This is a genomic window from Gluconobacter cadivus (assembly GCF_015244745.1).
Classification (GTDB): domain Bacteria; phylum Pseudomonadota; class Alphaproteobacteria; order Acetobacterales; family Acetobacteraceae; genus Gluconobacter; species Gluconobacter cadivus.
Genome location: NZ_JABCQI010000005.1, coordinates 80,874 through 104,926, shown reverse-complemented (window position 1 = coordinate 104,926; position 24,053 = coordinate 80,874). Strand labels below are relative to the sequence as shown.

At 58.4% G+C, this 24,053-nt stretch carries 16 protein-coding genes; all 16 read right to left on the bottom strand.

What is annotated here, in order from left to right; translation table 11 throughout:
• Window positions 1–6: 6 nt before the first annotated feature.
• Entirely contained in the window at window positions 7–315 is a 309-nt protein-coding gene (rpsJ, locus tag HKD28_RS08625) for a 30S ribosomal protein S10 (protein WP_007282720.1), read from the bottom strand.
• A gap of 120 nt (window positions 316–435) precedes the next feature.
• The gene (gene tuf / locus HKD28_RS08620) at window positions 436–1,626 is read right to left on the bottom strand and encodes an elongation factor Tu (RefSeq protein ID WP_099286920.1); all 1,191 of its coding nucleotides are present in this window, start codon (window positions 1,624–1,626) and stop codon (window positions 436–438) included.
• 115 nt (window positions 1,627–1,741) lie between these two features.
• Window positions 1,742–2,218, bottom strand: coding sequence for a 30S ribosomal protein S7 (gene rpsG / locus HKD28_RS08615; protein WP_011251968.1), 477 nt, complete (start codon window positions 2,216–2,218; stop codon window positions 1,742–1,744).
• Between the two features lie 12 nt (window positions 2,219–2,230).
• Window positions 2,231–2,602 (bottom strand): 30S ribosomal protein S12, encoded by a 372-nt coding sequence (gene rpsL, locus HKD28_RS08610; RefSeq protein ID WP_011251969.1) that lies wholly within the window; start codon window positions 2,600–2,602, stop codon window positions 2,231–2,233.
• A 377-nt stretch (window positions 2,603–2,979) separates the two neighbouring features.
• The gene (gene rpoC, locus HKD28_RS08605; RefSeq protein WP_194267931.1) at window positions 2,980–7,299 is read right to left on the bottom strand and encodes a DNA-directed RNA polymerase subunit beta'; all 4,320 of its coding nucleotides are present in this window, start codon (window positions 7,297–7,299) and stop codon (window positions 2,980–2,982) included.
• An 80-nt stretch (window positions 7,300–7,379) separates the two neighbouring features.
• Window positions 7,380–11,552: a DNA-directed RNA polymerase subunit beta gene (rpoB, locus tag HKD28_RS08600; protein WP_194268029.1), complete on the bottom strand. Its 4,173-nt coding sequence runs from the start codon at window positions 11,550–11,552 to the stop codon at window positions 7,380–7,382.
• 240 nt (window positions 11,553–11,792) lie between these two features.
• Window positions 11,793–12,167: a 50S ribosomal protein L7/L12 gene (gene rplL, locus HKD28_RS08595; RefSeq protein WP_099286921.1), complete on the bottom strand. Its 375-nt coding sequence runs from the start codon at window positions 12,165–12,167 to the stop codon at window positions 11,793–11,795.
• Window positions 12,168–12,234: 67 nt separating this feature from the next.
• Window positions 12,235–12,759, bottom strand: coding sequence for a 50S ribosomal protein L10 (gene rplJ, locus HKD28_RS08590; RefSeq protein WP_099286922.1), 525 nt, complete (start codon window positions 12,757–12,759; stop codon window positions 12,235–12,237).
• A 306-nt stretch (window positions 12,760–13,065) separates the two neighbouring features.
• Window positions 13,066–13,758 (bottom strand): 50S ribosomal protein L1, encoded by a 693-nt coding sequence (gene rplA, locus HKD28_RS08585; RefSeq protein ID WP_194267930.1) that lies wholly within the window; start codon window positions 13,756–13,758, stop codon window positions 13,066–13,068.
• 4 nt (window positions 13,759–13,762) lie between these two features.
• Window positions 13,763–14,197: a 50S ribosomal protein L11 gene (gene rplK / locus HKD28_RS08580; protein WP_099286923.1), complete on the bottom strand. Its 435-nt coding sequence runs from the start codon at window positions 14,195–14,197 to the stop codon at window positions 13,763–13,765.
• A gap of 99 nt (window positions 14,198–14,296) precedes the next feature.
• Window positions 14,297–15,952 (bottom strand): efflux transporter outer membrane subunit, encoded by a 1,656-nt coding sequence (locus tag HKD28_RS08575; protein ID WP_235993381.1) that lies wholly within the window; start codon window positions 15,950–15,952, stop codon window positions 14,297–14,299.
• The gene (locus HKD28_RS08570; RefSeq protein WP_194262294.1) at window positions 15,952–17,244 is read right to left on the bottom strand and encodes an efflux RND transporter periplasmic adaptor subunit; all 1,293 of its coding nucleotides are present in this window, start codon (window positions 17,242–17,244) and stop codon (window positions 15,952–15,954) included. The genes HKD28_RS08575 and HKD28_RS08570 overlap by 1 nt, the downstream gene beginning before the upstream one ends.
• Window positions 17,241–20,408 carry an efflux RND transporter permease subunit gene (locus HKD28_RS08565; RefSeq protein WP_194268027.1) on the bottom strand — a complete coding sequence of 1,056 codons (3,168 nt, stop codon included), beginning with the start codon at window positions 20,406–20,408 and terminating at the stop codon, window positions 17,241–17,243. Before HKD28_RS08565 ends, HKD28_RS08570 begins: the two co-directional genes overlap by 4 nt.
• 170 nt (window positions 20,409–20,578) lie before the next feature.
• Window positions 20,579–21,979: a sensor histidine kinase gene (locus tag HKD28_RS08560; RefSeq protein ID WP_194268026.1), complete on the bottom strand. Its 1,401-nt coding sequence runs from the start codon at window positions 21,977–21,979 to the stop codon at window positions 20,579–20,581.
• Window positions 21,980–21,995: 16 nt separating this feature from the next.
• Entirely contained in the window at window positions 21,996–22,727 is a 732-nt protein-coding gene (locus HKD28_RS08555; protein ID WP_407925765.1) for a response regulator transcription factor, read from the bottom strand.
• Window positions 22,728–22,788: 61 nt separating this feature from the next.
• The gene (locus tag HKD28_RS08550) at window positions 22,789–24,021 is read right to left on the bottom strand and encodes a DNA recombination protein RmuC (protein ID WP_099286927.1); all 1,233 of its coding nucleotides are present in this window, start codon (window positions 24,019–24,021) and stop codon (window positions 22,789–22,791) included.
• Window positions 24,022–24,053 lie beyond the last annotated feature (32 nt).

Genomic DNA, 24,053 nt, shown 5'->3' with positions numbered 1-24,053 from the left:
TGGACCTTAGAGTTTGATCTCGACGTCCACGCCAGCGGCGAGGTCGAGCTTCATGAGGGCGTCCACGGTCTGCGGGGTCGGCTCGACGATGTCGAGCAGCCGGCGGTGAGTCCGAATTTCGAACTGTTCGCGGCTTTTCTTATCCACGTGTGGCGAGCGGTTCACCGTGAACCGTTCGATATGCGTCGGCAGCGGGATCGGACCCCGAACCCGCGCACCCGTACGCTTCGCCGTGTTTACGATCTCTTTGGTGCTGTTGTCCAGCACGCGATGATCGTACGCCTTAAGGCGAATGCGGATGTTCTGGTTGTCCATGTTCTTGTTCGTCCAACTCAAAAATTCGGGTGTCGTCCTACTGCCATTGCCCCTGAAAGGGAACCCCGGTCAGAAAAAATCTGACCGGGGCTGTCAAAGCCAACAGCTAAACGCAGGACTTTAGGCGGTGATGGAAGAAACCACACCGGCACCCACGGTACGGCCACCTTCGCGGATCGCGAAGCGCAGGCCTTCGTCCATGGCGATCGGAGCGATCAGCTCCACGTCCATGGCAACGTTATCACCCGGCATGACCATTTCCGTGCCTTCCGGCAACGTCACGACGCCCGTGACGTCGGTCGTACGGAAATAGAACTGCGGGCGATAGTTCGTGAAGAACGGCGTGTGACGACCGCCCTCTTCCTTCGTGAGGATATAAGCCTCAGCCTTGAAGTTCTTGTGCGGCGTGATGGAACCGGGCTTTGCCAGAACCTGGCCACGCTCGACGTCTTCACGCTTCGTGCCACGAACCAGTGCACCGATGTTGTCACCAGCTTCACCGCGATCGAGCAGCTTGCGGAACATCTCAACGCCCGTAACAGTCGTCTTGATGGTGTCCTTCAGGCCGACGATTTCGACTTCGTCACCCACGTTGACAACGCCGCGCTCAACACGACCCGTGACAACCGTACCACGACCCGAGATCGAGAACACGTCTTCGATCGGCATCAGGAACGGACGGTCAACCGGACGCTCCGGCTGCGGGATGTAAGCGTCAACCTGCGTCATCAGTTCGAGAACGCGGTCTTCACCGATTGCTGCGTCGCCATCTTCCAGCGTCACAAGAGCGGAGCCCTTGACGATGGGGATATCGTCGCCCGGGAACTGGTAGGAAGACAGAAGTTCACGAACTTCCATTTCCACGAGCTCGAGCAGCTCCGGATCATCAACCTGGTCAACCTTGTTCAGGAACACGACCAGAGCCGGAACACCGACCTGACGAGCGAGCAGGATGTGCTCACGCGTCTGGGGCATCGGACCGTCAGCAGCGGAAACGACGAGAATCGCGCCGTCCATCTGAGCAGCACCCGTGATCATGTTCTTCACGTAGTCAGCATGACCCGGGCAGTCGACGTGAGCATAGTGACGGTTAGCCGTCTCGTACTCAACGTGAGCCGTGGAAATGGTGATGCCACGAGCACGCTCTTCAGGAGCCTTGTCGATCTGGTCGTAGGCGCTGAACGTTGCGCCACCGGACTTTGCCAGCACCTTGGTGATTGCAGCAGTCAGCGAGGTCTTGCCGTGATCGACGTGACCGATGGTGCCGATGTTGCAGTGCGGCTTCGTCCGCTCAAATTTAGCCTTTGCCATCGTCTTTCTCCAAAACCCCGCTCCACCTGGAACGGGAGTAAGACTGAAAGTTCAAACCGGTCAGTGTACGATCCCAAGATCGTGACACTGCCGGAAGCCCTTTAACCGGTTCTGATTACCAGCGATAGTGGCTGAATGCCTTGTTGGCTTCAGCCATGCGGTGCGTGTCTTCGCGCTTCTTGACAGCGGAGCCACGATTGTTGACCGCATCCATCAGTTCGTTGGACAGACGCTCCTGCATCGTGTTCTCGCCACGCTTGCGGGAGGCGTCGATCAGCCAGCGGATCGCGAGGGCCTGACGACGCTCGGCGCGGACTTCAACCGGAACCTGATAGGTTGCGCCACCGACGCGACGCGAACGGACTTCAACCGCAGGCTTCACGTTGTCCAGAGCCGAGTGGAACATGGCCACCGGATCTGCAGTCGTGCCGCCGCGACGGCGCATGACTTCGAGCGCACCGTAAACGATGCCCTCGGCAGTGGATTTCTTACCATCGTACATCAGCGCATTCATGAAGCGCGTAATGACGACGTCTCCGAACTTCGGATCGGGAAGGATCTCGCGCTTTACAGCGCGGTGACGGCGACTCATTCCAAATACCTCTTACTTCGGACGCTTCGCGCCATACAGCGAACGACGCTGACGACGCTTGGCGAGACCCTGTGTATCAAGCACACCACGCAGGATGTGATAACGGACGCCAGGAAGATCCTTCACGCGGCCACCACGGATCAGAACAACGCTGTGTTCCTGAAGGTTATGACCTTCACCCGGAATGTAGCTCACGACCTCATACCCGTTGGTCAGACGCACCTTGGCGACCTTACGCAGAGCGGAGTTCGGCTTCTTCGGCGTTACGGTATACACACGCGTGCAAACGCCGCGCTTCTGCGGGCAGCCCTGCAGTGCGGGGACCTTGTTCCGCTTTGCGGCCGGCTCACGGCCGTTCGCGATCAACTGGTTGATGGTCGGCATGCGCCCTTCCCAATCCTTGTCCTATTTCAGACAGCAACATTGCTGTTCCTGTCGTGACATTTGTTCCAACCGACATGCGGTAGGACCGCCTGCCATTTCCACATCGTGAAAAGGAAACAGCCTGAACTGTTCCCTTCTCTCTCCAGCGTGCGGCCTTGGCATTTTTCCCAAAGGGAAATTAGCGGCACCGCATGCGATTCTTTAAACTTCGTCGGCTTTCTCAGCCTTCCGAGAAGGCATGTGCCGAGGGCGCGGAACCTACGAAGGGTTCGACGCCAAGTCAAGTGGTTCAGCTGAAATGGCCCGATTCTGCATTGAAAGTTTCCAGAATCGGGACGCGATGATCCCCGCCTTCTTTAAAAGCGGGGATCCCATTTTCATTCCGCTGCGTCTTCGACAGCTGCCTGCGACGTTCCACCAACACGCTGACGGTCCTGAGTGGCCGCGATACCCCGCAGACGGTTCATCACACTGCCCGTTCCTGCCGGGATCAGACGTCCGACAATCACGTTCTCCTTGAGACCATTGAGGGTATCGACCTTGCCCGACGTTGCCGCATCCGTGAGGACGCGTGTCGTCTCCTGGAAGGAGGCCGCAGAGATGAAGGACTGCGTCTGCAGCGAGGCCTTTGTGATGCCCTGCAGAACCGGCATGCCCTTCGCAGGTGTATCCCCGTTCTCAAGCAGACGCTGGTTTTCACCCTCGTACTCGATACGATCAACCGTCTCGCCGATCAGATAGGTCGAATCACCCGGCTCGAGGATTTCCACCTTCTGCAGCATCTGGCGAACAATGACTTCGATATGCTTGTCATTGATCTTCACGCCCTGCAGTCGATAGACGTCCTGGATCTCGTTGACGAGATAGTCGGACAGGGCCTCTACACCCATGACTTTGAGAATGTCATGCGGCACGCGCGGACCGTCGACCAGCGGATCACCCTTCTGGACAAAGTCGCCTTCCTGAACGGAAACGTGCTTACCCTTCGGGATCAGGTACTGCGTCTCCTCACCTGTGTCGTCGTTCTTAACGATGACACAACGCTTGGACTTGTAGTCCTTACCGAATTCAATACGTCCTTCGCCTTCGGCGATGATCGCATGATCCTTCGGACGACGCGCCTCGAAGAGTTCGGCCACACGCGGCAGACCACCCGTAATGTCACGGGTCTTGGACCCTTCACGTGGAATACGGGCCAGCACGTCACCGGCATTGACCTCTGCTCCGTTCTCCACCGACAGAATACTGTCCGGAGAGAGGAAGTAGCGGGCATCGTTACCGTTAGCGAGTTTGACGACGTTTCCGGAAGCATCTTTGAGCTGCAGACGCGGACGCAGGTCCACACCCTTTGCTGCCTGCTTGTAGTCAACGACGACCTTCGAACTCAGACCCGTGACTTCATCCATACGCTCGACGAGCGTGATGCTGTCGATCAGGTCGAGATACTCGACCGTACCCGCCTGTTCGGTGATGATAGGCAGGGTGTACGGGTCCCACTCAGCCATCTTCTGGGTCCGCGTCACCGCTTCACCTTCAGAGACCATCAGACGCGCACCGTAAGGTACACGATAGCGGGCACGCTCCACACCGTTCTCGTCGGTCAGCAGGATTTCGCAGTTACGCGACATCACAACCAGAACCTTCTGCGAGTTCTCGACGACGTTCCGGTTCTTGATCGTCACGATACCATCGCGGGAGGCTTCAACCATCGACTGCTCAGCGCCACGCGTTGCCGCACCACCAATATGGAAGGTACGCATGGTCAGCTGGGTACCCGGCTCACCGATGGACTGTGCCGCAATAACGCCAACAGCCTCACCGATATTGACCGGCGTACCACGTGCCAGATCGCGACCATAGCAATGGCCACAGATTCCAACGCGGCTGTCACAGGTCAGAACGGAGCGGATATCAACGCTTTCCACACCCGCCTTTTCGATGAGCTCAGCTTCAGCTTCCTCGATCAGCGTGTTGCGCGGCAGAATGACATCCTGCGTGACCGGATGCAGTACATCCTTGGACAGGGTACGACCCAGAATACGTTCGGACAGGGAAGACACGACTTCGCCGCTATCCATGACGGCGCGAACCGTCAGACCGCGTTCCGTACCGCAATCCGGCTCGACGATGATGCAGTCCTGTGCCACGTCAACCAGACGACGGGTCAGGTAACCCGAGTTCGCCGTCTTCAGCGCCGTATCCGCAAGACCCTTACGGGCACCGTGGCTGGACGTGAAGTAATCGAGAACCGAGAGACCTTCTTTGAAGTTCGCGATAATCGGCTGCTCGATAATCTCGCCCGAAGGCTTCACCATCAGGCCGCGCATACCGGCGAGCTGCTTCATCTGGGCCGGCGACCCACGGGCACCGGAGTGGCTCATCATCCAGACCGAGTTCGTCGGCTTGCCAATGACCTGCTTGGAGATCTCCTTGAGCATCGCAGCCTGGACTTCGTCCGTGCAGCGTGACCAGGCATCGACCACCTTGTTGTAGCGCTCGCCAGCCGTGATCAGACCGTCCTGATACTGCTGTTCGAACTCCTTGACTTCTTCCGACGTCTTGCCGACCAGCGTTGCCTTGGCATCCGGAATGATCATGTCATCCTTGCCGAAGGAAATACCGGCGCGAGCAGCGTGACGGAAACCAAGCCCCATCAGGCGGTCGCAGAAAATCACCGCTTCCTTCTGACCACAGTGACGATAGACCGTGTCGATCACGTCGGACACGTTCTTCTTCGTCAGCTGCTTGTTGATCAGGCTGAACGGGATGGCCTGATGCTTCGGCAGAATCTGCGCGATCAGCGCACGACCCGGCGTCGTGACGATCGTCTGACGGACTGACTTGCCGTCGGCATCAATCGTCGCCAGACGCAGACGGATCTTGTCATGCAGCTTGAGCGAGCCGGAAAGCATGGCGCTTTCGATTTCGGCAACATCCGAATAAGCCGGCGGAGCAGCCGTGACGACCTTACCATCCTTGATGACGGCATCATCCGGCGTCTCGCGGTATTCCGGAACCTCAAGGCTCAGGTAATACAGGCCCAGAACGATATCCTGAGACGGCACGATGATCGGCTTGCCGTTCGCGGGGCTAAGGATGTTGTTCGTGGACATCATCAGGACGCGAGCTTCAAGCTGAGCTTCAAGCGACAGCGGCACATGAACGGCCATCTGATCGCCGTCGAAGTCGGCGTTGAACGCAGTGCAGACCAGCGGATGAAGCTGGATGGCCTTGCCTTCGATCAGCGTCGGCTCGAACGCCTGAATACCCAGACGATGAAGCGTCGGCGCACGGTTCAGCATGACCGGATGCTCGCGGATCACTTCTTCGAGGATATCCCAGACTTCCGGGCGCTCTTTTTCCACCATGCGCTTTGCAGCCTTAATGGTGGTGGCGTGACCATACTTCTCAAGCTTCGAATAGATGAACGGCTTGAAGAGTTCGAGCGCCATCTTCTTCGGAAGACCACACTGATGCAGCTTCAGTTCCGGGCCGACCACGATAACCGAACGACCGGAATAATCGACGCGCTTTCCGAGCAGGTTCTGACGGAAACGTCCCTGCTTGCCCTTCAGCATGTCGGACAGCGACTTCAGCGGACGCTTGTTGGCACCCGTGATGGCGCGGCCACGCCGTCCGTTATCGAACAGGGCGTCGACAGCTTCCTGCAGCATGCGCTTTTCATTGCGGACAATGATGTCCGGCGCACGCAGTTCGATCAGCCGCTTCAGACGGTTGTTACGGTTGATGACGCGACGGTACAGATCGTTCAGATCGGACGTTGCGAAACGGCCACCATCGAGCGGCACCAGCGGACGCAGTTCCGGCGGAATGACCGGCACGATGTCCATGATCATCCAGTCCGGACGCGAACCGCTTTCCACGAAGGCTTCGACCAGCTTCAGGCGCTTGACGAGCTTTTTACGGGCAGCTTCCGAAGTGGCCTTGCGCAACTTTTTGCGCATCATGGTCTTTTCGGAATCGCCTTCCATGACTTCAGCATCATAGTCGAACGGATCCGGAAGGCCCTTCTCCTTTGCCGCAAGACTCAGGTCGCGTTCCTGATCGTTCGGAATACCCCAGTCGTAGCTGGAGAGCGCGCGCTTGATGGCTTCCGCACCGATTCCGACGTCAATGCCTGCATCGGGATATTCATCCAGCAGGTCTTCGCAGCGGATTTCGTCCAGCAGATACTGGTCGCGCTTCTTGCCGTTCTTATAAGAGTCGATCTGATCGGATTCACAGACGCCCTTATCGAGAATTAGGAACTTCTCGAAATACAGAACCGGCTCGACGTCCTTGAGCGGCAGATCCAGCATGGTCGCGATACGGCTCGGCAGCGACTTCAGGAACCAGATATGTGCGACAGGCGATGCCAGCTCGATATGGCCCATGCGCTCGCGACGCACCTTGGCCAGCGTAACTTCAACGCCGCATTTTTCGCAGACAATACCGCGGAACTTCATCCGCTTGTACTTGCCGCAAAGGCACTCGTAATCCTTGATCGGGCCAAAGATACGCGCACAGAACAGGCCGTCACGCTCGGGCTTGAACGTCCGGTAGTTAATGGTCTCCGGCTTCTTGATTTCGCCGTAAGACCAAGAGCGCACCTGCTCGCTGGATGCGAGCTGGATCTTGATCTGGTCGAAGGTCACCGATTGGCCGGTCTGACCCAGAATCTTCATGAGTTCGTTCATGCGCCGAAACCCCAATGTGTCCCGCGGCGTACCGCGGACACTTTAAAAATGAACCGTAGCGAGAAGGAGGGAGCGGGCAATTAAAGCCCGCTCTGCTCGAGTTCGACATTCAGGCCGAGCGACTTCAGTTCCTTGATCAGAACGTTGAAGCTCTCCGGAATACCGGCTTCGAAATCGTCCTGTTCGCGAACGATTGCCTCGTAGACCTTGGTACGGCCGGATACGTCATCCGACTTCACCGTCAGCATTTCCTGCAGCGTGTAGGCTGCACCATATGCTTCAAGGGCCCACACTTCCATTTCACCAAAGCGCTGACCACCGAACTGCGCCTTACCACCCAGCGGCTGCTGCGTAACAAGCGAGTAAGGACCGATCGAACGGGCATGGATCTTGTCGTCGACAAGGTGATGCAGCTTCAGCATGTAGATATAGCCGACCGTTGTCTGACGTTCGAACAGCTCACCCGTACGACCATCAATCAACTGCGACTGTCCGGACTTGTTGACACCTGCCTTCTCGAGCATCTCTTCGATGTCGGGAATGGAAGCGCCATCAAACACCGGCGTGGCGATCGGAAGACCTTTGCGAAGATTGTTCGCAAGTTCGATCAGCTGTTCGTTCGGCAAGGTCGTGATGTCGTCATTATAGACCGCATCGCCATAAACCTCACGCAGACGGTCGAGCAGCTCCTGCTTGCGCTCACCAGTACGCTGATACTCATCAACCATATCACCGATGCTTGCACCGATATTGGCACAGGCCCAGCCCAGATGGGTTTCAAGGATCTGACCGATGTTCATGCGCGACGGCACACCCAGCGGGTTCAGAACGATGTCAACGGCCTGACCATTCTCAAGGAAGGGCATGTCTTCGACGGGAACAACGCGGGAGACCACACCCTTGTTACCGTGACGACCGGCCATCTTGTCACCCGGCTGAAGCTTGCGCTTCACGGCAACGAAGACCTTGACCATTTTCATCACACCAGGCGGCAGCTCGTCACCGCGCTGCAGCTTCTCGACCTTGCTGTCGAAACGCGCATCGATCCGGCGGGTCGCTTCCTTGAACTCACCACGAAGCTTTTCAAGCTCCGCCATGACGTCGTCGGATGTAACCGTAATGCTGGCCCAGGTCGCGCGATGATGCTCGTCCAGAACCTCTTCCGTGATCGGCGTGCCCGAACGGAGGCCCTTGAAGCCGGCACCAGCCGTCTGGCCCACCAGACGCTCACGGAGACGGTTATAGAAGCTGCGCTCCTGAATGCCGCGTTCGTCATCACGATCCTTCGTGAGACGCTCGATCTCGGCACGCTCGATCGCCATGGCGCGCTCGTCCTTGTCCACGCCACGGCGGGAGAAGACACGAACGTCAACGATCGTGCCGGTCGTACCGGGCGGCAGCTTCAGGGACGTGTCACGAACATCGGAAGCCTTTTCACCGAAGATGGCGCGCAGAAGCTTTTCTTCCGGCGTCATCGGGCTTTCACCCTTCGGCGTCACCTTTCCAACGAGAATGTCACCCGGATTCACTTCCGCGCCGACATACACAATACCGGCCTCGTCGAGGTTGCGCAGGGCTTCCTCGCCGACATTCGGAATGTCGCGCGTGATTTCTTCCTGACCCAGCTTCGTATCACGGGCCATGACTTCGAATTCTTCGATATGGATCGAAGTGAAGACGTCATCACGGGCGATACGCTCGGAGATCAGAATGGAATCTTCGAAGTTGTAACCATTCCAGGGCATGAACGCGACGAGCACATTACGACCCAGCGCCAGTTCACCAAGCTCGGTGGACGGACCATCAGCAATGATGTCGCCAGCATGAACCGTATCACCAACCTTCACCAGCGGGCGCTGGTTGATGCAGGTGGACTGGTTGGAACGCATGTACTTGCGCAGACGATAGATATCGACACCCTGCGTGGCACCTGCTTCGTCCGTGGCACGAACAACGATACGGGCACCGTCGATCTGGTCGATCACACCGCGACGCTTGGCAACGATGGTCGCACCAGAATCGTGTGCAACCGCAGCTTCCATACCAGTACCGACCAGGGGGGCGTCAGCCTTCACCAGCGGCACAGCCTGACGCTGCATGTTCGCGCCCATCAGTGCACGGTTGGCGTCATCGTTCTCAAGGAACGGAATGAGCGCTGCAGCAACAGACACAAGCTGCTTCGGCGAAACGTCACACGCTGTAACCTGCTCCGGCGGAACGACGCGGAAGTCACCCGAGCGGCGAACAGAAACCAGTTCGTCCGTCAGACGACCCTGATCGTCCTGCTTGGCATCGGCCTGGGCGACAACGAGCTTCTCTTCTTCCATGGCGGAAAGATATTTCCAGCCATCCTGAAGAACGCCTTCTTCTACCAGACGATACGGCGTCTCGATGAAGCCGTACTTGTTCACCTTGGCATAGGTCGACAGGGAGTTGATCAGACCGATGTTCGGGCCTTCCGGCGTCTCGATCGGGCAGATACGGCCGTAATGCGTCGGGTGAACGTCACGGACTTCGAAGCCTGCGCGCTCACGGGTCAGACCGCCCGGGCCAAGCGCCGAAAGACGACGCTTGTGCGTCACTTCGGAAAGCGGGTTCGTCTGATCCATGAACTGGCTGAGCTGAGAAGAGCCGAAGAACTCACGCACGGCAGCAGCAGCGGGCTTCGCGTTGATAAGATCATGCGGCATGACCGTATCAATATCGACAGACCCCATGCGCTCGCGAATGGCACGCTCCATGCGGAGCAGACCGACGCGATACTGGTTTTCCATCAGCTCGCCGACAGAGCGGACACGACGGTTGCCGAGGTTGTCGATATCGTCGATCTGGCCGCGGCCATCCTTCAGTTCGCACATGATCTTGATCGTGCGCAGAATGTCTTCCTTGCGCAGGACACGCAGGGTGTCGGGCGCATCGACATCAAGACGCATGTTCATCTTCACACGGCCGACCGCGGAGAGATCGTAGCGGCCCTGATCGAAGAACAGTCCACGGAACATGGCTTCAGCCGTTTCCTTGGTCGGCGGCTCACCGGGGCGCATGATACGATAGATATCGATCAGGGCTTCATCACGGCAGCTGTTCTTGTCAGCAGACAGCGTGTTGCGGATCCAGGGGCCGTGCGAACCATCAACGGACAGGAGCGGAAGCTCCGTAATGCCCATCTCTTCAAGCGCCGCCAGACGGTCTTCCGTCAGCTCTTCGCCTGCTTCACCGTAAATCTCGCCTGTATTCTCGTTCACGAGATCATAGGCAAGGAAACGGCCAAGAATATCGAGACGACCAACCTGCACAACGCGGGTCTTCTCGGCGATCTTGCGAACCATGCGCGCGGTCAGCTTGGCATCGGCTTCGGCAACCACCTCACCCGTATCGGCATCGACCAGCGGGCTGAGCAGCTTCAGGCCGCGGAAAGCATCGGGATCAAACGGACGAGCCCACTCGCCACCCAGACGGGTGAAAGGAACGGTCTGGTAGAAATAGGACAGGATTTCATCCTGATCCATTCCACGGATATCGAGACCTTCGACATCACCGCCTTCGACGATCTTCTGCTCACGCTGCGCGAGGTAATTTGCACCTTCAAGCGCATAAAGAAGCGTCGTGACCGGCAGTTTGCGCTTACGGTCGATACGGACATAGATCAGATCCTTGGCATCGAATTCGAAGTCGAGCCAGGAACCACGATAAGGAATGACACGGGCGGCAAAGAGATACTTACCCGAAGAATGCGTCTTGCCCTTATCGTGATCGAAAAACACACCCGGGCTACGATGCATCTGGGAGACAATGACACGCTCGGTGCCATTGATGATGAAGGTGCCGTTATCGGTCATGAGCGGCATGTCGCCCATGTAAACCGGCTGTTCCTTCATGTCGTGGATCGAGCGCGAACCAGTGTCCTCGTCGATGTCCCACGTCGTCAGACGGAGAATGACCTTCAGCGGCGCTGCATAGGTCAGACCACGCTGAATGCACTCTTCAACATCATATTTCGGATCTTCGAATTCGTAGGACATGAAGTCCAGACGGCCGCGACCCGCGAAATCGTTGATCGGAAACACCGAACGGAAGACTTCCTGAAGGCCGGCATCCTGCCGACTGTCAGGGCTTACGTTCATCTGCAGGAATGCCTCATAGGAGGCGCGCTGCACGTCGATCAAATTGGGCATCGGCGCAATTTCGGGAATACGCCCGAAACTTTTGCGGATCCTTTTGCGTCCCGTGAACGATTTGGTGATCGCGTTCATCTCTTCTGCCCTCTGCACCAGACCTTCGAGTCGCCCGTAAACTGCGCTGGAGAACTGGCTCCTGCATTGCGGACGACCGGAACGACCGGCCATTATGAAATTTTCAGTACGTGGCGAGCCGCGCACTATACGCCTCTTCCGCTCCAACGGCAAATCGGGCGGGAACCGCATGCGATCCCCGCCCCATCTGTCTGCCAGGCAGTGGCTGCGACGCGAACGCCGCAACCCGAAATCAGTAGATTACTTGACTTCGACCTTGGCACCGGCGTCTTCAAGAGCCTTCTTGATCTTGGCAGCTTCGTCCTTGGACGCGCCTTCCTTGACGGTCTTCGGTGCGCCTTCGACCAGGTCCTTGGCTTCCTTCAGACCGAGGCCCGTGATGCCACGGACTTCCTTAATCACGTTGATCTTCTTGTCGCCGGCGTCAGCCAGGACAACCGTGAATTCGGTCTGCTCTTCAGCAGGTGCAGCAGCAGCGCCGCCAGCAGCAGCAGCAACTGCAACCGGAGCAGCAGCGGAAACGCCCCACTTCTCTTCGAGCAGCTTGGAGAGTTCTGCAGCTTCCAGAACGGTCAGAGCGGACAGCTCTTCAACAATCTTTGCCAGATCGGCCATGGTCTTATCCTAAATAGATGTACTGTTGATCAGGTTCAGGCCTACGCCGCAGCGCAGACCATCATTCTCAGGCGGCTTCTGCTTCGCCGGCCTTGGCATAGGCACCAAGAACACGAGCAAGCTGGCCAGCCGGCGCCTGGACAACGCCTGCGATACGCGTTGCGGGGGTATTGATCATACCCACCAGCTTCGCACGCAGCTCGTCCAGCGACGGCAGCTCGGCGAGGGCCTTGACTCCGTCGACGCCAAGCGTCTGGGAACCCAGGGCGCCACCAAGCACCACCAGTTTGTCATTCGTCTTGGCGAACTCGACGATCACCTTCGCCACCGATGCCGGGTCCTCGGACCACGCAAGCGCGGTCGGCCCCTTGAGCAGCGGCGCGATGCCGTCGAATTGGGTCCCATCCAGAGCGCGGCTGGCCAGCCGGTTCTTCGCAACCTTGTATGTCGCTCCTGCCGCACGAATGCGTCGACGCAGTTCCGTCACATCGGCAACCGTCAGACCCTTGTTCTGGGTGACGACAACCATGGACGTGCTGCCAAACACATCGGCGAGGAACTCAACAAAGGCCCGTTTTTCCGTACGGTCCAAAACCTGTCTCCTCGTCAGTCCGACTTGCGCCGGACCAGGTTACCCATGGAGTTGGCTCTTTCGAACCTTCTCCGCTCGCCTGTCCACAGAAGTGAGCGAACCCAGCACATCGCAGCAGAGCCACTGAAATACTGTCGCCCCGTCTGACGCCCGCGATTTCGAAAAATCCTTAAGGACCAGAAGGCCCACGTGCGGTCTTGGACAGGTTTGGAAACGACCCGCGAACAGGCCGCCCCTCAGCCATCACACCCGAAAGCGTGACGTCATTTCGTGGAGGTCTTTCCCAGAAGGAAGACCTCCTGTCAATCAGGCTTCGAAGCTCGAAACGTCAACGCGAACGCCCGGACCCATCGTGGAAGACAGAGCTGCCTTCTTCAGATATGTGCCCTTGGCACCCGTCGGACGAGCCTTCTGAACGGCATCGACCAGAGCGTTGATGTTCTCAACCAGCTTGGCTTCGTCGAAAGACGCCTTGCCAACACCTGCATGGATGATACCGGCCTTCTCGGCGCGGTATTCAACCTGACCGGACTTGGCTGCCGTGATGGCACCCTTAACGTCCATGGTCACCGTACCGAGACGCGGGTTCGGCATCAGACCACGCGGTCCGAGGATCTTACCCAGACGCCCCACGAGAGCCATCATGTCCGGCGTTGCAATGCAGCGGTCGAAGTGGATTTCGCCAGCCTGGATTTTTTCAGCCAGATCTTCCGCACCAACGACTTCCGCACCAGCGGCGAGAGCTTCTTCAGCCTTCGGGCCACGGGCGAACACGCCAACGCGCAGGGTCTTGCCCGTGCCGTTCGGCAGGGAGATCAGACCACGGACCATCTGATCGGCGTGACGCGGGTCGATGCCGAGGTTCAGCGAGATTTCGATCGTCTCGTCGAACTTTGCCTTGGCATTGCTCTTCACCAGAGCCACAGCCTCGGTCAGACCGTACGGCTTGTTACGCTCGACAGTTGCCTGCGCGGCGTTCAGACGCTTGTTCTTGGCCATGAAATCAGCCCTCCACCACGTTCAGGCCCATCGACTTGGCGGAACCGGCGAGCATACGCACGGCGCCATCAATGTCGTTGGCGTTCATGTCCTTGAACTTCTCTGCTGCGATTTCGCGGAGCTGAGTTGTCGTCACGGAACCCACTGCAGCGGACTTGCCGACCGTCTGGCTGCCCTTGGAAATCTTGGCGGCCTTCAGCAGGAAGTACGTGTTCGGCGGCGTTTTCGTCACGAAGGAGAACGTGCGATCCGCATAGGCGGTGATAACCACCGGGATCGGCATGCCGGGCTCGAGCTGCTGGGTCTTGGCGTTGAACTCCTTGCAGAACTGCATGATGTTCAGGCCGCGCTGACCCAGAGCCGGACCAACCGGCGGAGAAGGATTGGCTTTACCAGCCGGGATCTGAAGCTTGATGTAGCCAACGATTTTTTTGGCCATATCCGGGACTCCCCTGTTTGTCGTTCCCGAACCGCGGTTCAACGGAGTCGGCCATGCCGCCTCCTCCCGCGTTCGAAGTGAGGCGGACCCCTAGACCAGTTAGGGCTGTCCCGTCAAGCCTTGCGAAACACTGACCGACGACTGATCACCCCGCAGATCATTGTCCAGAGGCGACGCATGGTTGTCGATGCCGCTGACCGGCTTCGGAGTCCGCAGATCCTTATACTGAAGCGGACCAAATGGATCGATCTGCTTGATGCCCGGCAAATCGCTGGCACTCCAGCCACCGCCCAGAGCGCGCACCAGCCGCACGGAAGACTGCACCTGCGCCGTCTGCACCTCGACTTCCGCCAGACGCGCCTGAAGCGCATCCTGCTGCGCCACAAGTGCGTCAAGATAGTTGGATAGCCCGCCTGTATAGAGCGCCATCGTCATGTTCTGCGTCCGCAGCGCAGCTTCCACGGCTTTCTGCTGCTGGTCCTGAGCGGTCTTGAACTGCCGGGTCTGCGTCAGACCGTCCTCGACGTCCTGAAACGCAGCCAGAACAACGGAACGGTAATTGTCCACCATCCCGCGGTACTGCGACCAGGACCGCTGCAATGCCGCACGCCTCAGGCCACCCGTAAAGGCCGGCTCGACCGCCTGCACGGCAATTTTCCAGAAGGCGCGGGAAATACTGGCCAGATCGAAGCCACCATCCTCGAATCCGCCCTCCGCGCTGAAAGTAATGTGCGGATAAAAGGCAGCACGCGAGACACCGATCGCCCGGGCGGACGCCGCCATCTGGCGTTCGGCAATCGCGATGTCAGGGCGACGTTCCAGCAGGGATGCGGGCAGCCCGGCGTTGATCTTCACAGCCCCGAAATGCATCTTCACGTCCTTGACGGGCGCGATGTGAAATCCTGCCGGGGCCGTGTTCAACAGAACGGCGATTGCGTGTTCCATGACATTGCGTCGGGCAATCAGATTGCTTTTTGCGGCCTGCGCTGAATAGAGCTGGGTTTCTGCACGCGAGACGTCCAGACCCGCGCCGATCGACCCGGCCTGACGCAGTTCCGTGATCTCAACGGCCGCACGGAAGTAGCGGATGGAATCATCATAGACCGCGTTCTGGGCATCAAGGCCGCGCAGGGCGACGTAATCTGATGCCAGTTCTGCTTCGAGACTCAGTCGTGCCAGCGCATATTGTCCGGCTGAAGCCTGAGCGAGGTTTTTCTGCATTCGCGTCGTGTTGCGAATGGAATTCCAGAAATCCGGCTCCCACGTCGCAGCGCCGCTGTAAGCCTGATTGGATTCATAAACGAGGCTGCTGCTGCGAGCCGGATTGTTGTACAGCCTCCCGATTGAGCCTTTGTTGTCACTCATATGCGCGGAGCCAGTCACCTGCGGGTACAGGCGACTTTCCGTCTCACGAGCAACATCGCGGGCCTGCGTGAACGCCTCTGCCTCCGCCTGCAGGTCTGGGTTGACGGCCAGCATACGCTGTTCAAGCCCATTGAGAATGGGATCGTTGAACATGGTCCACCAGTCACTCCGGACGACACCATCCGCAGGCTGCGCGTTGACCATCAGCCCCTTCCCTTCCCATCCTTCAGGATAAAGGAATTTCTGGGGATGATAGTCGGGGGACAGATCACAGGACGCAAGCCCGATCGACAGAACGCCGGCCAGCGCTGTCGTGATCCGCCAGATCGAACGATTACGGCCCGTCACATTCGTCTGGGTGGGGGATGACTGGGAACTTTCCGGTTTCATCAGCGCGATCCGGCCTCTTCGGGGTTTGCGTCATGCTGGCGGACAGGCTGCTGATCCGCATCCTGCACCGCCTTGCCTGGCGTGTTGTATCCCGGTGTGGTCGGGACGATCCTGACTTCGTCCCCTTCCAGCAGATCAGCCGTAGGGTTGGCAACCACGCGGTCGTCTTTTGTAATACCGCTGAGCACCTGAACTGTCGTCCCGAAATTGATGCCCACGGTGACGTTCACCAGATGCGCATGGTTGTTGATGACTTTTGCCACCTGCGTCCCTTCAGCCCGATAGATGATCGAGCCTTCCGGCAGAATCAGGATATTCGGGTTTCCGGGAGCCGAGATATGCGCTGTCGCATAGGAATTCGGCCACAGCAAATTATCATCGTTATCCAGCGTCAGCTCGGTCGTCACTGTGCGGGTCGCGGCATTGAAGGCATTGGCGGTTGCGAGGAACGTCGCCTTAAAACGGCTGCCCGGATACTGCGGCACCGTCAGTTCAGCTTCGATCTTTGGCGAAATCACACTCGCAAAATCCTGCGGCACTGAGACGAACACACGCATCCGGTGCACGTCGGCGACCGAGAACAGTTCGGATGCCGCACCGCGGGAATTGACGTTACCACCGCCCGCATTCACATAATCGCCCACATTCACCAGACGGGACGTAACGATGCCGTCAAAGGGTGCGACGATCTTTTTGAAGTCCTCAAGTGCCTGAAAACGGTCCACGTCATGACGTGCGGCTTCAAGCTCGGCTTTCTGGGCAGCAGCATTGGCAGCCTGCACGTCCACTTCCTGACGCGAAACAGCCTGCGTTCCTTTCAGCGCCGTCCAGCGCTGTGTGGTAATGACGGCCAGATTATAGCGCGCCAGAATGACGTTGTAATGCGCTTTGGCAGCCTCGAACTGGGCGTCGATGCTGGGTGTGCTGATTTCCGCCAGAACGTCCCCGCGCTTCACATGCGCGCCATAGTCCTTGTACCACATCTTCACATAGCCCGAGACCTGCGCGTAAATCGGCGCCTCGTACCATGCGGCAAGATTGGCTGGCAGATCGACCTGCCGCGTCTTCGGTCCCGGCTGCGGCGTAATCAGCGTAACGGGCGGGATGGCGGCTTCTTCGGTCGCGCCGCGCAGGGCATGATAATGCGTTCCCCGCTGCACGATCCCCCAGGCCGCCAGAGCAATCGCCAGCAGGATCACCACCAGCAGGATGAGTTTGCCGCGCGCGCCTGAACCCGTGCGGACCGGATGGTTTGTCGGAGGCACGTGCCCCTGATCCGTAGAATGGCTCACGCGCGGTCTCCTTCAGGCCCAGCAGGCCGCTTGTAGTGCATAAGGGCAAAAACACAGGGAACAAAAAGCAGGGTGGCAACGGTCGCGACCAGCAGGCCACCAATCACTGCCTTGCCCAGCGGGGCATTATCAGAATTGCTGATGGACATCGGGATCATACCGATGATCATGGCCATCGCCGTCATCAGGACAGGCCGGATACGCTCATATCCCGCCTCCAGAGCAGCAAGAACAGCATCGCCGTGCTCCTCCATCCGCTCACGGGCAAAGGCAACCACGAGAATGGCATTGGCCGTGGCCGTTCCCATGCACATGATCGCTCCCGTCAATGCTGGAACCGACATCGGGGTGTGTGTCAGGAAGAGGCTCCATGCAATGCCACCCAGAGCGCCGGGAAGCGCAGAGATGATGACGAACGGATCAAGCCAGGACTGAAAATTCACGACAATGATCAGGTAAACCAGCACGATCGACAGGGCGAGACCACCCACAAGCTGGACATACGCATCGTTCATCGTCACGGCCTGTCCACGGACCACCATGGTCGAGCCATGAGGCAGGAGCTTGCGCTCTTCATCCACGACCCGGTTCACGGCTCTTGAGACAGTTCCCAGATCCATGTCCTCCGGCGCGGCATAGATGTCGAACACGGGCATGATGTTGTAATGCGCGACCTCTGAAGGCGTCCCGGTCTGGACCAGAGCACTCAGCCCTCCCAGAAGCTGCGGCGTCTGGTTGGTCGGGTTGCCGTCTCCCTTGTCGATCGGGAGGATTTCCAGATCGTTCATGGTCTGGAGATAGTTTGCCGGCGTCTGTACATCGATAAGCTGCGACGTTCCTTGCGCGTTCAGATAATAGGTCTGGCCAACCTGTCCGCTACCGGACAGCGTGACAAGAGCATTCAGCGCCACGTCCCGCTCGGTAATCCCCGTCCCCAGCGCGAAGCTGCGGCGGTTGTTCACCAGAATGGTCGGCTGCGTCATCGGTTCCTGAATGGAAACATCGGCAATTCCAGGAATATGCCGCAGTTTCTGGGCAATCTGTGTCGCGAACTTGAAGTTCCCGCTCAGATCACGACCCACGATCTGCACGTCAATCGGAGATGGCAGACCGAAATTCAGAATCTTGGCCGTCAGATCGCCCGGCTGGAACGTAAACACCGTGCCTGGGAAATCGTTCGTCAGACCTTTACGGAGCTTACGACGGTATTCGGGGATCGGGCTTTCGGAATTACGAAGCTGGATAGTGATGTCGCAGTCCTGTGATCCCACGGTCGGAGACGGGATCATGGCCTGATTCAACTGACTGAACGGCAGGCCACAGTTATTGACGACATTGACCACCTGCCCCGGCAACAGACTCCGGATGCGACGCTCAGCCAGCCCTGCGATCTTACCCGTTTCTTCAAGCCGGGTACCGACCGGCGCACGCATGTGCATCTGCATCGTTCCGGACTTGATCTCAGGGAAGAAGTCCTGACCGATGAAGAGAATCAGCGCCATGGACGACACGGCCGCCAGCAGGAACAGCAGGACGAAGCGTCCGCGGATCGCAATCAGGTTTTCAAGAATGACCTTGTAATGCTCGCGGAAACTCGTGAACCGCGCCTCAAATCCCCGCTGGAACCGCCCGAAAAAGCCGGGCTTGCGGTTGTGCCACTCGGGGTCACGATGCATCCGCACCTGAGCCGCCAGCATCCAGTTCGCCATGGTTGGCACCAGCGTCCGAGACAAGATGAAGGAGGCGATCATGGCAAAGATGATGGCCTCAGCCATCGGCATGAACAGCCAGCCTGAAATTCCGGTCAGTTCGAACAGCGGCAGCCACACGATGCAGATACAGGTCGTGGATACGAAAGTCGGGATGACGATCTGGTTGGCGGCATCAATGATGGCGTCCTCAAGATCTTTCCCGGTTTCGAGATGCGCGTCGATGTTTTCGATCATGACTGTCGCGTCATCGACGAGAATACCAACCGCCAGGGCCAGACCGCCCAGCGTCATAACGTTGATGGACTGCCCCGCTATGCTCAGCCCGATGATCGAACACAGCATTGCCAGCGGGATGGACGTCGCCACGATGATGGTTGAGCGCCACGAGCCGAGAAACAGCAGAACCGTCAGGCTGGTCAGGATTGCGGCCGTGATCATTTCACGCACCACGTCCACAACCGATTCCTTCACGAAGCTTGAAGCATCGGTCAGGACATTCACCGTCGTTCCGGCCGGCAGCGTTGCCTCGACCTGTGGCAGGAGTTTCTTGATGCCGCTCACAACGGAAAGCGTGGAGGCGTCACCGCTCTTGAGAACGACGATCAGCACCGCCTGCTGGCCTTTCACAAGGACCGCATTGATCTGCGGTGGCCCTCCCCGATGCACCCACGCAACGTCGCGCAGATAGATCACGGAATTGCCGACCTGCTTGATCGGCATCTTGTTGAAGACCTCCAGATCAAGGGGCGTCGAGTTCGTTTTCACCATCCAGTCAAGCTGGCCAATCCGCTGATCGCCTGCCGGAAGAACGATATTCTGCAGGTTCAGCGCCGTCGCCACGTCTTCCGGGGACAAGCGATGCGCCAGCAGCTTGATCGGGTCGATATCCACCATGATGTCCGGAGCCAGACCGCCATAGGGATTAGGGATCGCGGCCCCGGGCACGGAAATCAGTTCCGGCCGGATCAGGTTGGACGCCATGTTGTAGATTTCCGACCCGGACATGGTCGGATTGTTGACCTGCAACGTCAGAACCGGAACGGACGACGCATCCATTGCCAGAATCAGCGGTGGGGTCGAACCATTCGGCAACTGTTTGATGACCGTCTGGGACACCGACGTAATCTGCGTCTGCGCAACCGCCGTATTGGTTCCCGGCTGGAAGAAGACCTTCACGATGCCACGTCCATAATAGGACGAGCTTTCGATATGTTCGATATTGCTGACGGTCGCCGTTAAGGAGCGTTCGTAATAATAGACGATACGCCCCGACATGTCCTCGGGCATCAGGCCCGTATAGGACCAGATGACAGCCACGATCGGGATCTTGATCGAAGGAAACACGTCCGTCGGCGTCGAAACGATAGCCCGAACCCCGAAGATCAGGATCATGATCGACAGGACAACGAAAGTATAAGGCCGCTTCAGCGCGGTAACGACAATAGCATTCATGCGATCAGACACCCCCTTGGGGCTCTTCCTGGTCCGGTCATTCTCAACGGGCGTCCCCTTGCAAATTGATCCGAGTCATATCCATCGAGACTCAGACGACAAGGAAAATTCTGTTTAAATATCAAGACACACGGCAAATATTGACATGTTGCGCAATATTCCGTGTCTTTTCAGACAGGCGTCGCAGGCGCGAAATGAATGGTAAAAACCGCTCCAGGCAGCGTGTGACCGGGCCTCGCAGACACGATCTCCACCGATGCTCCATGCAAGCGCAGGATCGCCGAAACAAGACTCAGTCCCAAACCACTTCCGGGAACATGGCGACTTTTATCCGAGCGATAAAAACGCCCCATGACGGCCTTGCGCTCATCTTCGGCAATGCCGATTCCCGTATCACTGACACGCAGCCAGCTTGATCCGTCTGCTCCCTGCCCCGCACTCAGCCGGACCATTCCGGGAGCGGGCGTGAATTTGATCGCATTGTCCACGAGATTGGCCAGAACCTCGTTCAGCAGGTCCATATCCCCGAACAACGGGACCGCTTTCTCCGAGTCTACAACCTCCAGCAGAATACCTTCCGTCTCGGCGATCGGTTCGTACAGATCCACCACTCCGGCCAGCAGTTCTCGCAGATCGAGCATCGCAAACCCGGCCCGGCGGCGGCCATTCTCAATCTCGCCGATCCGAAGAAGAGCCGTAATCACGGAGAAGCATTGCTCCAGATCCAGCGTGGCACGCTCGATCGCCCCCTGAAGCGCTGCGGGGTCGTTGGTAACGGACGACACCCGCTCCAGCCGGGCCTTCACCCGCGCCAGAGGTGTTCTCAGATCATGGGCAATGTCGTTGCCCACGTCCCGGATCTCGTCGAGCAGATGCTCCAGACGGTCCAGCATCCGGTTGACCGACACGGCCAATCGCTCAATGTCGTCGCGTTCGCGCCCGGTCGGCAGACGTTCGTGCAGGTCTCCATCCATGATGCGGTCGATCGCCTCATGCATATCCTTGACGCGACCCAGCGCCCGATGGCTCAGGAAAATTCCTGCCATCAGGGCGAACACAACGATTGGCACCACGGACATCAACGCCGCACGCTTGGTGATGTAGCGCAGTTCGTTGGCCATATGCAGAGAGCGCGCCAGAACAAGAATACGGTCCCGGTTTCCCTGCACCCCCTCTACCTCAACGGCCAGATAGCGCATTTCATAGGGCGTATCGCCAGGCGGCGCGTCCCAAAGACGCTGGGTTCTGGGAGAAACTTCCAGTCCGACAGGCCATTTCTTGATGTCGCCCGCAATCCGGTTGCGGTTCATATCAAAGAGCGCAGCCCCGTTGAGGATCACACGCAGGTCCGTCTTGCTGCGCTCCCGCACCTCGTATTCAAGCTGGGCAGGGCTTTCCTGAATGAGTTGGTCCGCTTCACGCTGCAGCAGATCTGTCGAGCGCTGTTGCTCGTATCCATTCATCTGCTCGTAGACGAGCCCGAACTGCAATGCCATTGCGGCGATGATGGCCACGACAAAAGCCAGCGTCAGGCGGAAGGTCGCGGTACGGAAAAGATCAGCCCGGAACAGTTCGGAAAAGCGCAGTTCAGCCCGTGACACGCAGACTGAACCCGGCACCGCGAATACTGTGAATGAGCGGCGGCTCGCCAGGCAGATCAATCTTGCGACGCAGCTTTCCGATATGGACGTCCACCAGATTTGTCTGCGGAACAAAGCGGTAATTCCATACGTCTTCCAGTAGCATCGTCCGCGTCAGCACCGTGTCCGGGCGACGCATCATGTATTCCAGAAGGCGGAATTCCCGCGGAAGCAGTTCAATTTCCTGTCCGTTCCGGAACACCCGACGCTCGATCAGATCCATTTCAAGCGGACCAACGCGAAGCACCGTCACACGACTATCCGTCGGACGCCTCAGCAAAGCTTCCAGACGCGCAGCCAGCTCTTCCATCGCGAAGGGCTTGGTCAGATAGTCATCGCCCCCCGCCTTGAGGCCACTAACACGGTCGTCCACAGCGGAAAGCGCCGAAAGCACCAGGACCGGAATGGTAATGCGCTGCGCCCGCACACTCTCAATCACCGTCAGCCCGTCGAGTTCCGGCAACATCCGATCCACGATCATCAGATCGAACTGCCCGGTACAGGCCTGATCCAGACCTTCGACGCCCGTCGCGGCCCGCGTGACATCATAGCCGCGCGTCGTGAGTTCCTCCACGACCTCGGCCGCAATGCTGTCATCGTCTTCGATCAGCAGAAGCCGGGGAGAAGGTTCGGAAAGGCGCTCAGGCGCTCCGGAATCATGTGCAGACGTCATGGTCATGATCTTCACATGGGGCAGCCCCCGATGTCATCCAATTAAAATCGGTCTTAAAGGCAGGATCTCAGGGGGAGGACGGATCTTCCAGAGCCTCTTCCATCTCGTCGGTCGTTCCGTCCAGCGCCCGCAGCCGCCTCCCGAGCACACGTGTCCGCCGACGGGCTTCTTCGATCGTATTGCCCATCGTCCCGGCATTGCGATGCAGCTTTTCCAACACCTGATCCATCCGCAGCATTTCCTGCCGCGTCGCCCCCAGAAGCCCGGCAATCGCCTCTGTCCGTTCTTCAAGCGTGAGCGTGACATATCCCAGATGCACCGTCCGGAGCATCGCCGGAAGCAGCGAGGGTCCCATCACCATCACGCGATGCAGCCGCCCGATTTCGTCAATCACGCCGGGCATCCGGGCAATTTCGGCATAAAGCCCGTCGGTCGGCAGATACAGCACGGCAAATTCCACCGTCACAGGCGGAAGAATATATTTCGACGCAATTTTCTTGGCTTCGAACCGGATCACGTTTTCCAGTTCGCGCCGCGCCTGACGTTCCGCCAACGCATCCCCGGCATCCGAGGCGTTCAACAGCCTTTCATAGGCTTCGGTTGGGAATTTACTGTCAATCGCCAGCCGTGGCGGCGTTTCCGTGCCGCGCACCGGCATCTTGACTGCGAATTCGACATTCTCACCCGCCATTCCCAGCCGGAAATTCGTATCGTAGCTGCCCTCAGGAAGAATATCGTCAAGAATGGACCGGCACTGCGCCTCACCCCAGCCACCACGCGTCTTCACATTGGAAAACAGCCGCTTCAGATCGCCGATCTGCGCGGTCACACTCGTGACCTCGCCCAGCGCCTTCTGCATGGCGCTGAATTGCTCCACCACACGCTGGAAACTGGTCTGCATCTGCTTTTCCACAGCACCGTGAAGCTGTTCATTCACGGTCGCCCGGATCCGCTCGATCTGCTCGTTCTGGCTTTGCGCCATCTCACGCAACGCATCTGATAACAGAAGGCGACCTTCTGCCTGATCCTGCCCCAGATTACGCGCCAGCAGACTCAGCCGCTCGCTGGTTTCCAGCCTGAACTGATCCAGCCGTCCCGACAGAACGCGTTCGACTTCCGACAGATGGGCCCGATGATATTCGACGTCCTGCGAGCGCTCCTGCGCCTCACGCTCAAGAAGGCGCTCGAACCGTCCGCTGCCATTACCGCTCCGCAGGATCGCCAGCAAAGCAACCACCAGCGCGACCGCCGCAACAATCCAAGGGAAAAACTGCGCCATTCCGGAAATATTCTCCTGCATGGCGCAGTCCTAGCCGTTCAACGCAAACCGGC

Excerpts from the sequence above, each read along its gene's own strand:
- tuf (WP_099286920.1), bottom strand. The coding sequence starts at position 1,626 with ATGGCAAAGGCTAAATTTGAGCGGACGAAGCCGCACTGCAACATCGGC.
- rplA (WP_194267930.1), bottom strand. The coding sequence starts at position 13,758 with ATGGCCAAGAACAAGCGTCTGAACGCCGCGCAGGCAACTGTCGAGCGT.
- HKD28_RS08575 (WP_235993381.1), bottom strand. The coding sequence starts at position 15,952 with ATGAAACCGGAAAGTTCCCAGTCATCCCCCACCCAGACGAATGTGACG.
- rplK (WP_099286923.1), bottom strand. The coding sequence starts at position 14,197 with ATGGCCAAAAAAATCGTTGGCTACATCAAGCTTCAGATCCCGGCTGGT.
- rpsG (WP_011251968.1), bottom strand. The coding sequence starts at position 2,218 with ATGAGTCGCCGTCACCGCGCTGTAAAGCGCGAGATCCTTCCCGATCCG.
- rplL (WP_099286921.1), bottom strand. The coding sequence starts at position 12,167 with ATGGCCGATCTGGCAAAGATTGTTGAAGAGCTGTCCGCTCTGACCGTT.
- rpoC (WP_194267931.1), bottom strand. The coding sequence starts at position 7,299 with ATGAACGAACTCATGAAGATTCTGGGTCAGACCGGCCAATCGGTGACC.
- rpsL (WP_011251969.1), bottom strand. The coding sequence starts at position 2,602 with ATGCCGACCATCAACCAGTTGATCGCGAACGGCCGTGAGCCGGCCGCA.
- HKD28_RS08565 (WP_194268027.1), bottom strand. The coding sequence starts at position 20,408 with ATGAATGCTATTGTCGTTACCGCGCTGAAGCGGCCTTATACTTTCGTT.
- rpoB (WP_194268029.1), bottom strand. The coding sequence starts at position 11,552 with ATGAACGCGATCACCAAATCGTTCACGGGACGCAAAAGGATCCGCAAA.
- HKD28_RS08555 (WP_407925765.1), bottom strand. The coding sequence starts at position 22,727 with ATGACCATGACGTCTGCACATGATTCCGGAGCGCCTGAGCGCCTTTCC.
- HKD28_RS08550 (WP_099286927.1), bottom strand. The coding sequence starts at position 24,021 with ATGCAGGAGAATATTTCCGGAATGGCGCAGTTTTTCCCTTGGATTGTT.
- rpsJ (WP_007282720.1), bottom strand. The coding sequence starts at position 315 with ATGGACAACCAGAACATCCGCATTCGCCTTAAGGCGTACGATCATCGC.